General features: G+C 56.0%; 14 protein-coding genes. 7 read left to right on the top strand and 7 right to left on the bottom strand.

Annotated features, from left to right (window positions below; all coding sequences use genetic code 11):
- The first annotated feature begins 172 nt into the window (after positions 1 to 172).
- Positions 173 to 1,156, top strand: a complete 984-nt coding sequence (locus tag AC2IAX_RS16990) for a sodium-dependent bicarbonate transport family permease (protein ID WP_494388501.1) — start codon at positions 173 to 175, stop codon at positions 1,154 to 1,156.
- A 46-nt stretch (positions 1,157 to 1,202) separates the two neighbouring features.
- The gene (locus tag AC2IAX_RS16985) at positions 1,203 to 1,496 is read left to right on the top strand and encodes a P-II family nitrogen regulator (RefSeq protein ID WP_494388500.1); all 294 of its coding nucleotides are present in this window, start codon (positions 1,203 to 1,205) and stop codon (positions 1,494 to 1,496) included.
- 150 nt (positions 1,497 to 1,646) lie between these two features.
- Here the strand turns inward: AC2IAX_RS16985 and AC2IAX_RS16980 are convergent, their stop codons facing one another.
- Entirely contained in the window at positions 1,647 to 2,357 is a 711-nt protein-coding gene (locus tag AC2IAX_RS16980) for an LmeA family phospholipid-binding protein (protein ID WP_494388499.1), read from the bottom strand.
- Positions 2,358 to 2,423: 66 nt separating this feature from the next.
- Here AC2IAX_RS16980 and AC2IAX_RS16975 point away from each other — a divergent pair, with 66 nt between their 5' ends.
- The 5 genes from AC2IAX_RS16975 (at position 2,424) to opcA (ending at position 8,132) form a co-directional block, all read left to right on the top strand.
- Complete coding sequence (locus AC2IAX_RS16975; protein ID WP_099533342.1) at positions 2,424 to 2,642, top strand: ssl0294 family protein; 219 nt, start codon at positions 2,424 to 2,426, stop codon at positions 2,640 to 2,642.
- Between the two features lie 585 nt (positions 2,643 to 3,227).
- Positions 3,228 to 3,521: an RNA-binding regulator gene (gene rbp, locus AC2IAX_RS16970; protein ID WP_099533340.1), complete on the top strand. Its 294-nt coding sequence runs from the start codon at positions 3,228 to 3,230 to the stop codon at positions 3,519 to 3,521.
- Positions 3,522 to 3,923: 402 nt separating this feature from the next.
- Positions 3,924 to 4,976 carry a class 1 fructose-bisphosphatase gene (gene fbp, locus AC2IAX_RS16965; RefSeq protein ID WP_494388498.1) on the top strand — a complete coding sequence of 351 codons (1,053 nt, stop codon included), beginning with the start codon at positions 3,924 to 3,926 and terminating at the stop codon, positions 4,974 to 4,976.
- Positions 4,977 to 5,151: 175 nt separating this feature from the next.
- Entirely contained in the window at positions 5,152 to 6,681 is a 1,530-nt protein-coding gene (gene zwf / locus AC2IAX_RS16960; protein WP_494388497.1) for a glucose-6-phosphate dehydrogenase, read from the top strand.
- 137 nt (positions 6,682 to 6,818) lie between these two features.
- Complete coding sequence (gene opcA, locus AC2IAX_RS16955; RefSeq protein WP_494388496.1) at positions 6,819 to 8,132, top strand: glucose-6-phosphate dehydrogenase assembly protein OpcA; 1,314 nt, start codon at positions 6,819 to 6,821, stop codon at positions 8,130 to 8,132.
- Positions 8,133 to 8,202: 70 nt separating this feature from the next.
- Here the strand turns inward: opcA and AC2IAX_RS16950 are convergent, their stop codons facing one another.
- The 6 genes from AC2IAX_RS16950 to AC2IAX_RS16925 all read right to left on the bottom strand — a co-directional run bounded on the left by AC2IAX_RS16950 (position 8,203) and on the right by AC2IAX_RS16925 (position 14,088).
- On the bottom strand, positions 8,203 to 8,697 hold the full coding sequence (locus AC2IAX_RS16950; protein WP_494388495.1) for a molybdenum cofactor biosynthesis protein MoaE: 495 nt from the start codon (positions 8,695 to 8,697) through the stop codon (positions 8,203 to 8,205).
- Between the two features lie 168 nt (positions 8,698 to 8,865).
- Positions 8,866 to 9,954: a tRNA 2-thiouridine(34) synthase MnmA gene (mnmA, locus tag AC2IAX_RS16945; protein WP_494388494.1), complete on the bottom strand. Its 1,089-nt coding sequence runs from the start codon at positions 9,952 to 9,954 to the stop codon at positions 8,866 to 8,868.
- 159 nt (positions 9,955 to 10,113) lie between these two features.
- On the bottom strand, positions 10,114 to 11,061 hold the full coding sequence (locus AC2IAX_RS16940; protein ID WP_494390425.1) for a glycosyltransferase family 2 protein: 948 nt from the start codon (positions 11,059 to 11,061) through the stop codon (positions 10,114 to 10,116).
- Between the two features lie 110 nt (positions 11,062 to 11,171).
- Entirely contained in the window at positions 11,172 to 11,744 is a 573-nt protein-coding gene (gene mreD / locus AC2IAX_RS16935) for a rod shape-determining protein MreD (protein ID WP_494388493.1), read from the bottom strand.
- Positions 11,745 to 11,813: 69 nt separating this feature from the next.
- Positions 11,814 to 12,683, bottom strand: coding sequence for a rod shape-determining protein MreC (mreC, locus tag AC2IAX_RS16930; RefSeq protein WP_494388492.1), 870 nt, complete (start codon positions 12,681 to 12,683; stop codon positions 11,814 to 11,816).
- A gap of 400 nt (positions 12,684 to 13,083) precedes the next feature.
- A complete protein-coding gene (locus AC2IAX_RS16925) occupies positions 13,084 to 14,088 on the bottom strand; it encodes a rod shape-determining protein (RefSeq protein WP_099533332.1) in 1,005 nt (334 codons plus the stop codon).
- Between the last annotated feature and the right edge of the window lie 328 nt (positions 14,089 to 14,416).

Here is a 14,416-nt window from a genome sequence, read left to right as displayed (position 1 = left end):
GCCTTGATCCTGTCGCAAGCAAGGGGAACCGTGACACCTGTGGTGGTGAGTCTTCATCAGTGAAAGTGAATAATTATGAAGAATAATCTTAATTAGTTTCAGAGGTTTACCTAACCCTAAACCTGGGCTAGGTTGGAATTTATCCCTTTCTAGTTTTTGCTCTGGATAGCCGATGGATAGTGGCCTGATTCTTTCCAATATTCTCAATCCTCCCATCTTGTTCTTTTTCTTGGGAATGTTGGCCGTTTTCTGTAAATCAGATTTGGAAATTCCTGCACCACTGCCCAAGCTATTTTCGCTCTATCTATTGGTGGCGATCGGGTTTAAAGGGGGCTATGAGCTACTAGAAAGCGGCATTACTCAGCAGGTGGCGGGTACGCTGCTGGCTTCGATCGTGATGGCCTCTTTGGTTCCGATTTACACATTTTTTATCTTAAGAATTCGCCTGGATCCCCCTAATGCGGCTGCCATTGCGGCCACCTATGGTTCCATCAGTGCCGTGACTTTTATTACGGCCAGCTCTTTCCTGGATCAACTGCACATTAGCTATGGCGGCTATATGGTGGCAGCTTTGGCGTTAATGGAATCACCCGCCATTATCATTGGCCTAATTTTGGTGCGAATTTTTGATGCCAAGGATGATAAAGACGATCCCGATCATCCCTTTGCTTGGGGTGAGGTATTGCGGGAAGCCTTTTTGAATAGTTCTGTGCTGCTGTTGGTGGGCAGCGTGATTATTGGAATGCTGAGCGGCCCCAGCGGTTGGCACAAGCTGGAACCCTTTACGCAGGGCATTTTCTATGGTGTGCTGACGTTTTTCCTGATGGATATGGGCATCATTGCCGCCAAACGAATTCGAGATTTGAAAAAAACAGGACTATTTTTAATTGGTTTTTCGGTGATTGTGCCGCTGGTGAATGCGGTGGTGGGGATTGTGATTGCCAAGTTGCTGGGAATTGGCGAAGGCAATGGGTTATTGTTTGCGGTGCTTTGCGCCAGTGCTTCTTATATTGCGGTTCCGGCAGCAATGCGGATGACGGTTCCGGAAGCGAATCCGAGTTTATATGTTTCGATGGCGCTGGCTTTGACGTTTCCGTTCAACATTATTGTGGGAATTCCGCTGTATTTAGAACTGGAGAAAATCCTGGGTCTGTAGGGTGTTTTTGGAATTCATGGATTGACTCGTTTGCTAGTAGGTTGATATGCAATTAACAAAACGTGTGGAAATTATTGTTAGCTCTTTGGAACTAGAGGAAATCTTGGAAATGCTGGATGGGCTGAAGTTTCCAGGTTATACGGTAATTCGCGATGCTTCAGGAAAGGGCGATCGGGGAGAGTTCACCAATGATCTAGGCCGGGAGTTTGGCAATTGCTATATCCTGACCACTTGCCAGGATGTGAACCAGTTAGATCAGTTGGTGAAGCTACTTCGCCCGATTTTGAAGCGGGTGGGAGGGCTTTGTTTGGTCAGCGATGCGGCTTTGGTCATTCACTAAATTCCGATGCAGCTAGATCCGCTGGATGGGGCCCGCTTCCCTGTTCGTCCGACTGGATCGAGTTGAAGTTGTTATTGGGTCTGGCTAATTTGACCCATCTATTTTGATCTATCCATATAGATAGATAGGCGACTTGTATAAATAGACCGATCAGGGGCGCACTAGCAAAGTACCGGTGCATTGGAGTCCTTCGGGTTCGATCGAGAGGTCGCTGATGGCCACGTCTTCGCCCAAAGGCAGGAGCACGGAGGATCCTTGGGCGATCGGCTCACCTGTCTGGTTCAGCCACTGGGGATTGCAGAGTTGCAAGGTTTGGGGGTCAACCAATTCCAACCCCAGGCAAAGTTGCACCGGTTGCTGCTCGATCGCCCCTGACAAAATTAACCGCCCTCCGGCCAGGGTGGCTTGAGGTCGATCGAAAGTGACGGGTCGCCCCCAAAGGGCCAGCAGGGGAGCCAGAAAGTCCGCCAACGCCGGGGCCAGCAGGGGAGCCGCCAAAGAGGCTGCCAAGTCGGGGGCAAAAAGTTTTAATTCCGCGCTGACGGGAATGGGCTGCATTAGCCTTAGGGGCTTGCCGCGCAGCACTTGCCCCAAATTGACGGCAATATCGGTGGCTTGCAGGTTGAGATGGCTGAGGTGCAAGCCCTGATAAACCACGGATTCGGCGTTAATTTGGGCTTGGGGTAGGCGACCCGCAAGAATTTCCCGATCGCGTCCATCCAGCCGCACGGTGATTTCAGTGGCGGCTTCCACCTGGGATCGAAGCCAGAGTTTGACCGCTGGCGCAACTAGGGAGGTAATGAGTCGGCTGCCCGTGCTGGCGTTGCTCGGGGCGATCGACTCTTGATTTCCACTACCCATCAACCGAAAACCTCTTGATACACTGGACAGCAATTCTTGCAATTTGTAAACGGTGTGTCCGGCCCTATGTTCTTAGAAGAACTCAAACCCCTTGTTGAAGAAGGCCTCAAACAGCCCGTGAGCTTCTTGGGTGGACTGGCTTCCGGCCTGTTGCGCCTGGATCTGAATCAGGATCCGATCAAGAGCTGGTTGGAGCAACAGTTGGGGAGCGATCGCCCCAATGGCTCCACGGAGTCTGCGCCCAGCAGCCCCAGCGGCGGCCCTCAGTCGATTTCGATCGAGTAAATGGATTCAGGTCAGCGAACTTGAGTCAGCGAATTCCTGAACCCATCGTCAACGGTTGAACCTGAGCGGCCAAGGCTCAAAGCTAAATGGGCGGAAGCTTGCTGACGGTTCCTGAGCTATTGGGGATCCTTATCCATCGGGGATTTTTATATAGATAGATAGAGATCTCCGATGAATCGAGGCTGAGAGCCGGGCGGGAAGCAACGGGGCGATCGCCCACGGCCACCGAGGATCCGGACGATTGGGGGTGAAGGGTCGTCAACGATTGGTAACGATCGCGAAGGGGCAATTTGCCCCCAAATCCAAGCTATTTACCCGCTGCCAACCCCTGACTTACCCCGGATTGGAAAATAAACTCCCAAGTTTACGCCAGTAGTGCCCCTCTAGGGCGCTATCATGGTGATGTTCTTTCAGATCCTTTTGTTTTGAGCGCGATCGCGATCGGGCACAATCTCAATAGACTTGGGGCCTAGCACCGCGTGGGAATTTAGTTTGTGGAACTGTGTCCCAGTCCGCTAACCCAAGTTCTCATGAGACAAATTGAACTGAAGACTTCACGCGCTTGTTTTACCGTTCCGGACTCAAATGACGATTTACGTTGGCAATCTTTCTTACGACGCTACCGAGCAGGATCTCCAAGAAGTTTTCTCGGAGTATGGCGTTGTTAAGCGTATCACCCTGCCGATCGACCGCGAAGTGAACCGAATTCGCGGTTTCGCCTTCATCGATCTTGAAAGCGACCAGGCCGAAGAGCACGCCATCAAAGAACTCGATGGAGCAGAATGGATGGGCCGCCAAATCCGTGCCAATAAGGCTCGTCCTAAGGAGCCTCGCTCCGGTGGTGGCGGTGGGCGCTCGTTTTTCCATAACGCGTTCTAAGTCTTCAGAGATGGAACGCGGCGGAAAACAGTCTGCCTAATTCAGAATTGCCCGATCGGGGAACCAAAGTTTTGGTTCCGCTGAAATAGCAATACTCTTCTGGAAAAGGGGTCAGTCTACGAGACTTGGCCCCTTTCGTTTTTGGATCTTTCTGGGTCTTGAGCGATTGGTTAGATGCTGAAAAGTTTGTTGAATGCTTACCAGGACACCAACAAACGGGCGCAGCGGATCATCCATCGGTCAATTGCGACGGACTGCAAAGGACTGCGACGAACTACGACGAACTAATGAAGTTTCTCTAAAAACGCCCCAGCTTTTCGGAAATCGGTTCCTACACTGAAGGCATGACCCCGGGGGCAATGTTCTGTCGCCGTTCCGTCGTCAGTCACGAGAGGTTCTGAGATGGCTGATGCTGCCAGTGTTGATTCCGCCAGTTACGTTGTGACTCAGGAGCGATCGCTCGATCGAGATTGCACCACGCTGGGTCGCCATGTGCTGCAACAACTGCAAAGTTTTGGCTCCGATGCCCAAGATCTCAGCGCCCTAATGAACCGAATTGCCTTGGCGGGCAAACTCATCGCTCGCCACCTGAGTCGATCGGGTTTGATGGAAGATGCGCTGGGCTTCACGGGCAGCACCAACATCCAAGGCGAGGCCGTCAAAAAGATGGATCTCTACGCCAACGATGTTTTTATCTCGGTGTTTAAGCAAAGTGGCTTGGTTTGTCGCTTGGCTTCCGAGGAAATGGAGCGTCCTTATTACATTCCTGAAAATTGCCCGATCGGTCGCTATACCCTGCTCTATGACCCGATCGACGGTTCCTCCAACATTGATATTGACCTCAATGTGGGATCGATCTTCGCCATTCGCCAACAGGAAGGCAACGACGAAACGGGCGAAGCTGCCGACCTGCTGCAATCGGGCCACAAGCAACTGGCCGCCGGTTACATTCTCTACGGCCCCAGCACCATGCTGGTTTATTCGATCGGGCGCGGAGTCCATGCCTTCACCCTCGATCCCAGCCTTGGAGAATTTATCCTCAGCCACGAAAACCTGAAAATTCCCCCCAGTGGCAAGCTCTACAGCGTCAATGAAGGCAACTTTGGCCAATGGGAGCCAGCCACCCAAGCCTGTATTCAATACTTTCGGGAAGTGGGTGGCTACTCTTCCCGCTACAGCGGAGCCTTAGTGGCCGATCTGCATCGCATCCTGTTTCAAGGGGGCGTGTTTTTGTATCCAGGAACCCGCCAAAAACCCCAAGGCAAACTGCGGTTGCTGTATGAAGCAGCTCCTCTTGCTTTTTTGATTGAGCAAGCGGGTGGCCAGGCCAGCGACGGACAACAACCAATCATGGATCTGATTCCCGATCGACTCCATGCCCGATCGCCCCTGATTATTGGCAGCTCCGAAGAAGTCAACCGAGTGGAATCTTTGCTACAGCGGGGATCGGGCTAACCCCCCACGATCGAGATCAGCAGCCCTTCAAGACCCCAACTGGGCGATCGACCCTCGGCCTTCCCTCCGCTGCCCGTGATCATCGATTTCCCTGCCCAACCCCCTTCCTGATTCAGCCTCGATCTTTAGCCTCGATCTTCAGCCTCGATCGCCCCTTTCAGATCCCATTTCCCCAATGCTGACCTTCCAAGAAAATCCCCTGCGCGTTGGTCTTCAGCAAGAACGCATCCCCGAACCCCAAATCCTGATTATCTTTGGGGCCTCCGGTGACCTCACCCAGCGTAAACTGGTGCCCGCCCTCTACCAAATGAAACTAGAGCGGCGACTGCCCCCCGAACTCACCATCGTCGGTGTGGCCCGTCGGGAATGGAGTCACGACTTCTTCCGCGAACACCTGCGCGAAGGCATCGAAGAATTTGGCGGCGGAACCCAAAGCGACGACCTTTGGGAAGACTTTGCTAAAGGCCTGTTCTATTGGCCCGCCAACATTGACGTACCCGAAGACTATCAAAAACTCAAAACCTTCCTGGCAGAGCTGGACGAACTCCGAGGCACTCGGGGCAACCGGGTTTTTTACCTGTCCGTGGCTCCCAAATTTTTTGGGGAAGCGATCCAGCAACTGGGATCGGCCGGGATGCTCGCCGATCCCGACAAACAACGCCTTGTGATTGAAAAACCCTTTGGCCGCGACTTGGCCACCGCCCAACAGCTCAACCGCGTCGTGCAGGCCGTCTGTTCCGAAAAACAGGTTTATCGGATTGACCACTACCTCGGCAAAGAAACCGTTCAAAACCTGTTGGTGTTTCGGTTTGCCAACGCCATTTTTGAACCCCTCTGGAACCGGCAGTTTGTGGACTGTGTGCAAATCACCGTGGCGGAAACCGTCGGGCTAGAAGGGCGCGCCGGTTACTACGAAACCTCCGGGGCCCTGCGGGACATGGTGCAAAACCACCTGATGCAACTGTTTTGCCTCACGGCCATGGAGCCGCCCAACTCCCTCGATGCCGACAGCATTCGCAACGAAAAGGTGAAAGTGCTGCAAGCAACCCGGCTCGCAGACTTGCAAAATCTGGATCTCTGCGCTGTTCGGGGCCAATATAGTCGCGGTTGGATGCGAGGCAAACCGGTTCCGGGCTACCGCGAAGAGGACGGGGCCAGCCCCACTTCCACCACGCCCACCTATGCGGCCCTGAAACTGTGTATTGATAACTGGCGCTGGAAAGGGGTGCCCTTCTATCTGCGCACGGGCAAGCGGATGCCGAAAAAGGTGACCGAAGTGGCGATTCAATTCAAGGAAGTGCCGCTGTTGATGTTTCCGTCGGCGGCGCGCCAAACGAACCCCAATGTTTTGGCCATGCGGATTCAGCCGAATGAAGGGATCTCGATGCGCTTTGAGGTGAAAATGCCGGGCGCATCCTTGAAGACTCGATCGGTCGATATGGATTTCCGCTATGAAAGTGCCTTTGGCCAATCTCAGGGCGAGGCCTACGGTCGTCTGCTGATGGACTGTATGTTGGGTGATCAGTCCCTGTTTACGCGCGATGACGAGGTGGAGGCTTCTTGGCGGGCCCTCACGCCGGTTTTGGGGTTGTGGGATGCGCCTGCGCCGCCGGAGGCGATTCCGCTCTATGAAGCGGGGACTTGGGAACCGGTAGAGGCGGAGTTGTTGCTAGAGCGTGATGGTCGGCACTGGCGACGACTCTAGGCCGAACACAAGGTGATGAGCAATCAGGTGTTGCAACTCGGCAATTCGGAAATCAGGCGCTGAACCGTAGGTCGTTCAGCGCTCTCAAGCAGATTCCTCAACCAGATCTTTCAATCAGATCCCTCAGCAGGCAAACCATGACCACAACGATTACACTCCAAACCCCCAAGGATATTTCGCTCGGGGAAATTGAGGCAGAGTTAAACAAGATTTGGCTGAGTCAGGGATCCGGCGATGCGGCGATCGCCACGAGAGCTGCCACATTCTGCATGGTGGCCTATGAGCCGGAGGAGTTTCAGCAATTGTTGGGTTCCCTGGGGTTTTATAAGGGGGCGATCGATGGGTTGCATGGCCCCGACACCCGCAACGCCATCAAGCTGGCCCAGTCAGCCTACGGATTTCGGACGACCGGGCGCGTGGACATGGATACCCTGCGGGCCCTGCGCGAAGACCACGTGAGCTTTGGGCAAACGCGCTCCCCCAATTTAGATTTGCGCGGGGCCACCGTCAGCGATGCGATCGCGGCGCAAAATCCTTCTCGGATCATTGCCCTTTGTCCCACCCTGGGGCCCGATGAAGGGGTAACTGCCCAAGTGTCCGCCTATTGCCCTGTGCAAAAGAGCAAGAGCCGGAATCTGGTTTGCTGCGAATACATCACGCTGCGCGGAACCAAGGAGGCCCTGGAGCGGGTTGCCGATTTGGTGGTGTCGTTGTTGATTCCTGATTTACCGAAGTTTGCCTGGTGGAAGGCCACGCCCAATCCTGAACAGGGCCTGTTCCAAATGCTGTCGGAAACGGCCAATTGCCTGATTTTGGATTCGTCTTACTTCAGCGATCCCGAGGCGGAATTTTTGAAAATTCAGTCGCTGATTGACCAGGAAACCTACATTGCTGATTTGAATTGGCACCGGTTGTCCCTGTGGCAGGAGCTGACGGCGGCTTCGTTTGATCCGCCGGAGCGGCGAATGTGGCTGGGAGAGGTCGATCGAATCTCGATCGATTACGAAAAAGGCAGCGCGGCCCAAGCGTTGATGTTCCTTGGGTGGTTTGCGAGCCGCCTGGGGTGGGAGCCGATCGCCTATCGGGCCACGGGCGGCGACTATGACTTGGTATATGTGGATTTTGAACGCGGTGACGGGCGATCGATCCAGGCGGAATTGGCCGCCATTCCCACGGCCGATGTGGGTGAAATTCCGGGGGATTTGATTGGGCTGCGTTTGGCTTCCACCAATCCCAATGCGGACTGCGCCACGATTCTTTGCTCAGAAATGACGGGCTGTATGCGGATGGAGGCGGGGGGCAGTGCCCAATCGGCCCGCACTGAACAGGTGACGGCTTTGCCCGACCAAAAGGCAGAATTGCTGATGGCACAACAGCTTCAGCGTTGGGGCCGGGAGGTGCTGTATGAAGAGAGCATGGCCGTCACCATCAAAATTCTGCAATTGCGGTAGCCCACAAAAGACAGACCAATCATCGACCAATGCTCGGCCAATCATCGATTCACAGTCGCCTAGCAGTGGCCTAACAGTCGCCGGTTTGTTCGCAAGCGCCGATGCTGATCCAGTTGCTGGAACCATCGGCCCAAAATTCTTTTTTCCAAATGGGGGCGTTGTGCTTCAGTTGGTCGATCGCGTAGCGGCAGGCCTCGAAGGCTTCCGATCGATGGGGAGACCCGATCGCCACCAGCACGCTGATTTCGCCAATTTTTAGCTTGCCGATCCGATGGTGAATCACCACCCGATTCACCACGGGCCAGCGCTGGCGAATCTGGGCGGCAATTTGCTGAAAGATGACGATCGCCATGGGTTCGTAGGCTTGATAATCCAGAGCCACCACGGGTTTGCCGTCTGTTTCCTGGCGCACGGTGCCATTCATCACCACGATCGCGCCGTTGGCCGGGTCATCGGCCAAGCGATATACCGCGTCCAGCGAAAGGGGCGCAAAGGTAATGGCGAAGGAGTCGCGTGAGTCGGCCAGGGGCGCGGCTTTGGCAAGGGGAGACGGCACGGACAACATGGCTCTGATCAAGCTCGATCGGGAACGGCGACTCCTGCTATCCTAACGCCTGGCCTTGGACGATCGACACCAATGGCGAGATGGAATCCTGGAACACATCCATCAGCCGTTCTTAGCTGGCGGTTAGCCTGAGCTTGAAGTCAGCCTTAAGCTGGCTTAACCGGCGCTTTAGCTGGCTGCGTCCTCGAAGCGATCGATGATCCCGCCGCCGAGCAACACTTCACCCCGATACCAAACGGCCGCTTGACCCGGTGTGACGCTGAATTGTGGCTCATCAAAGACCAGCTTTACCCGATCTCCCCCCTCTAAGGGCACGATCGTGACCGGCACGGCGGGCGATCGGTAGCGAATTTGCACCTCCGCGTGAATGGGGGTGCTGGGCGGGGCGATCGACACCCAATTCACCCGGCTGACTGTGCAACTGGGGCGGGTGGCCCGATCGCGCGTGGCCACCACCACTCGATTGCGCACCGCATCCAGCGCCACCACGTAAAGCGGTTCCGGCGCTGAAACGCCAATGCCCTTGCGCTGCCCGATCGTGTAGTGATGAATGCCTTCGTGTTGGCCCAACACCTTGCCATCGAGATCCACAATCTCGCCCGCCTTGGGGGTGATGTATTTGTCAAGGAAAGCCTGCATGGAACCATGGGCCTCAATCAGGCACAGGTCTTGGCTTTCGGGCTTGTCGGCCACATGCAGCCCAAACTTGCGGGCAAATTCTCGGGTTTGGGCCTTGTCATATTCCCCCAGGGGAAAAAGTACCGCGCCCAACACATCCTGATCCAGGTCGTAGAGGAAATAGGATTGATCCTTGTTGCGATCGAGCGCCCGCAGCAATTGATAACGCCCTTGATCCGGGTCGTAGGCCGTGCGGGCATAGTGACCGGTGGCAATGCGATCGGCTCCCAACTCCTCACGGGCGTAGCGCAACATGGGGCCAAACTTCACCGCCTTGTTGCATTGGGAACAGGGTAGCGGTGTAGTGCCGCTTTGGTAGCCATCCACCAAATAATCGATGATGTAGCTTTCAAAGGTGTCGCGAATATCCACCACATGGTGGGTAATGCCCAATTTTTCGCAGAGTTGGGCCGCGTCCACCATGCCTTCCGAGCAGCATTGGCCCTTGCCGCGCATCAACCAAAGGGTGACACCCAGGACTTCAAACCCCTGCTCTTTCAGCAACACGGCCGTGGTTGAACTATCGACTCCACCGGACAAACCGACGGCGACTTTGGAATGGAGGGTGGCGTTGCTCATGGCGCGACGAAAGCTGACCCAAGGGGTGGTTTCAACGGGGCGTTTCCTATGATATGGGCGATCGCGGATCTTGCGGATCCAGACCGACTCCAAAAAAATGGCGAATTCCAGACGAATTTCCCTGGTCGCTGCGGTTTTGCCGCTTGGCAATTTCTGGCGTTAGGGGGCAACTTCCACGCCCGATCGGGCCCGATAAACCGCCTGCACGTTGTACCAGTTCAGGAAAACCCGAGCCACCTCCAGAGCCAGTTGCGGCCGACCCCGATCGATCAACCACTGCAACAGGGGGCGAAGCGTGCGCTCGTTTAAGTGGCCGCCCAAGGACAGCAACCCCCACAGGGCCACATGCAGCCAGGTCATTTGAATCATCAAGCGCACATTCCAGGTGGGGTGCTTGCGATAGAACTCAATGCCCATTCGGCCCCGTTCCATTTCCCGCCGAATCAGCCCCGGGATCTCATCGAGGCTGAAGGGAGGATGCCAGTGATAGCCCACGGCTTCCGGACAGGGAATGAGGCGCAGGCCCAAGGCCTTCAGCCGCACCCCCAATTCCAAATCTTCCCAGCCATAGAGGGTAAAGCGCTCATCAAAGGCCCCCGCGCGATCGAGCCAATGTTTCGCGATCGCCACATTTCCCGTCGCAAAAAACGCACGGGAAAGATCCGTGATCTTGAAGGGTTCAGCGGTGGGATCGTCAAAGTTGCAAGTGTTCACCACCCGCCCGTAGGTGAAATAGGCATCACTACCCGATCGGGTCTGAGCCGCCGTCAGCGCTTGGGCATGGCACTGCAAAAAATCCTCCAGCACCACCAAATCGCTGTCAATGAAGACGATCGTATCTCCCTTGGCCGCCCGCAAGCCGCGATTCCGGGCCGCAGCGGGGCCGCCATGATCCTGCTCGATTAAGCGCACATGGGGCAGGCGATCGCGCGACTCCGACAGCCAAGCCACCGTGCCATCCGTCGAGCCATCATCCACCACCACGATTTCATAGCCCTCGATCAGGTTGGGGCCATGCCACCGCTGATCCTCCATGGCCAGCAGGCACTTTTGGAGGATGGGCAAGCGGTTATAAGTTGGAATGATGACGCTAATAAACACAGGCAGGGGCAAGACCGGGATCTATGGTTGATTGCTTTCTAGGATTGATTGTAGAAGGGGTGCTTGGAGAGGGGGTGCTTAAAGAGGGGGAAATTCTGAGGGAAAAGGTTGGGGTTTTAACGATTGCCCAAGGATTCCATCATCCGCCACCAGCGCCCCAGGGGCCAGGACACCACCGGAGACCACAGACTGCTAAGAATGGCCGAACAAAGGGTGACCTTTTGATGAAGCGCCCACACATCGCCCGCATCGCGACCGTAGAGATAGGCAAATTGGGCCGCCATCGTGGTTTCTGAAACCGCCACCAAAACAAAGGTGGTTAGGGGAATCATCACCCAGGCTGTGGTGTTGGCGCGTTGGTGGATGCGGGCCGTTAGCAGCGCCACCAGAGCCAGCCCCCAAACATGGCTGGGCCAAAACTCCGTCATCCCATCCTGAAGCAGGCCCGCCACCACACCGCCGAAGATGGCCACCCACCAGGGACGACCCACACTCCAGCTCACGACCCAAATTAGGGGCCAGTCAACGCCCACCCCCAGCAGTTCCAGACCCGGTAACCGCAGCGGCGTGAGGGTGGCGCAAAGCAACAATGAGCCGGCTGAAACGGCAACGTTAATCGCCACCTGCACCAGCACAGGATAGCGATCGAGAATATCGCGTAGTTGGGGTTTTTGCTTGATTCCGTTCAAGGCCTAGACGGCAACCATGCCGATCGAATCAATGGTGGGCTAATCAATGGTGGGCTAATCAAGGGTGGGTTAGTTCGTGGCTGCGCGGGGTGTTGCGGGGGGCTTGGGTGCTGGGTTGGTTCCAGAATTGGGGTTAGCCTTGGGGTTTCCCGATCCGCTAGGCGTTGCGGGGGCGGGTTCCTGGAACTGCTGAAAGAGTTCTGGGCTATGGGGCAAGACTGTCACCCATTCCAACGTGCTCAGGGGAGCGGATAGCTCCACCACCGCTTCCGGGGCGAGGGATTTTTTGGTGTCGATCGCGACGATGCGCCCGATCGGCAAGCCCGCTGGGAAGAATTGACTGTAGGCAGAGGTGACGATCGCGTCGCCTGGTTTCACATCGGGCAACTTGTCAAAAAATTCCACCGTGGCCGTGCGATCGCTCTTGCCCCGGAGATAACCCATATAGCGCGATCTGGTCACCGAGATGCCAATGCGGCTGCCGGGATCGCTAACCAAAAGCACCCGGCTGGTGTGGGGAGTCACCGCCGTGACCCGGCCCACCACGCCCCCAGGAGCCATCACGATCGCCCCCTGTTGAATGCCATCGGCTGTGCCGCGGCCCAAGGTGATTTGTTGCCACCAGCGATCGGCACTGCGGCCAATGACGGGCGATGCAATGCCCTCCACGGGCAGGGTTTTACGGTAATTCAGCAGGGTTTGCAACTGAGCATTGCGGCTCTCCACCTCCTCAAGCCGCTGCTGAAGTTCACGGACTCGGGCATCCGCGAGGTCACTTTGAGAAGGTGCTCCCAGGTGTAGGGGCAACGTCAAGGCCCGGTAGGCTTCCACCAAAAAACCGGCCCGGCTCTGTCGCACACCAAGGGCTAAGCCCAGTGCAGCGACGGCTAGGACTGCCTTTAGCCAATTGCGCCCCCACCATCGTCGAACGTCATACACGACCAGCGCTCCGTTCTAGAAATTGAGTGGCTTGCTTGCCCACGAAAGTTGCTGATTAATCCTGAAACTAGGGGGTTTGTTGGCGGGTTGGCTCCAGGACTTGCGGTGATGCATTCTGGGCTACTCCCGTCTAACCAAGATGGGCGACCCGTGATTGGCCATGACGAACGGTGGTTGGTAAGGGCCAATCGATACCGGTTAAGGAAACGGTGAATCGGGGTCAGCCAAGATCGGTGCAGTGCAGGCTGAGCAGTGCAGACTGAACCATGAAAGCGGAACAGTGCAGGCTCAGGCTGAATGCAAACCGAACTCAAACAACGATGCAACGCAGAGGCAAGCTATGCAACGCAGGCTTGAACTGCGCCTCCACCTTAGCGGAGGTCAGGTGCTTCAGTCGGTCTTAGAGATTACGCGAGCTGCCACTAAAGACCCGCTCTAATTGTTTGAAGTTTTCGAGAACACGACCGGTACCCAGCACCACGCAGCTCAGGGGATCGGGAGCCACGTGAACCACAATGCCCGTCTCATGGCTGATCAGGGTGTCTAGGCCCTTGAGCAACGCGCCGCCGCCCGCTAGCATAATCCCCCGATCGATGATGTCTGAGGCCAATTCGGGCGGGGTTCGTTCCAAAGTCCGCTTCACGGCTTCCACAATCACCGACAGCGGCTCCGACATGCTTTCGCGTACTTCGCCCTGTTTGACGGCAACGGTGCAAGGCAAACCGGACAGGAGGTGCAGTCCGCGCACTTCCAACACCACGTCATCTTCGTTGCTGGGGTAGGCAGAGCCAATTTGGATTTTGACTTCTTCCGCCGTCCGTTCCCCAATGACGAGGTTGTGGACTTTTTTCATGTATTGGGTGATGGATTCGCTGAGTTCATCGCCCGCCACGCGTACGGATTCGCTCAATACCGTTCCTTGCAAGCTGAGAACGGCAACTTCAGTTGTGCCGCCGCCGATGTCTACGATCATGTTGCCGGTGGGTTCCGCCACGGGCAGACCGGCCCCGATCGCCGCTGCGACCGGTTCATCAATCAAGTAAACGTCTCTGGCTCCGGCTTGATGTGCCGCTTCCATGACGGCTCGCCGCTCCACGCCGGTCACGCCGCTCGGAATTCCGATCACGATCCGGGGCGGCACCAGGGCTTTGCCTTCGTTGACGCGCCGAATGAAGTGCTTCAGCATCAACTCCGCTGTGTCGAAGTCGGCGATTACCCCGTCACGCAGGGGCCGCAGGGCCATGACGTTGCCGGGCGTTCGACCCAACATCTTTTTGGCATCTTCGCCAACCGCTAGGGGGACTCGCTTGTCTTGATCGATCGCCACGACGGACGGCTCTTGGAGCACGATGCCCTTGCCGGACACATACACCAAGGTATTGGCCGTCCCGAGGTCGATGCCCATATCCCGAGACAAGGAGAAGCCATTAAAAAGACCCACGTTTTAAGCCCCCACAAGGTCAGGAACTGAAGTTGCTTCGCCAAAAATGACTGTACCGGTGACAGTCGAGCTGGATTCTATTACGTTTTGTACCAGCCGTCTATCCCTGAGTTGGGCGATCGCCCGGGCCGTTGAAACCCTCCTCTCAGTTGCAGGCAGGCTATTTAAAAGAAGCGATGGCATGGTGTGTGGCGATCAGTGGCGATCCGGTAAGTTATGCGCTGGATTCTCTGGATCTTTCCAAGGAGTACGGGGGCGAATCCTGATGGATTTGCAACCCACTTTCCTGAAG

The sequence above is a fragment of the Limnothrix sp. HT2024 genome (assembly GCF_059138625.1).
Note: the sequence above shows the minus strand (reverse complement) of the source record. Positions and strands in the feature narration are given on the sequence as shown.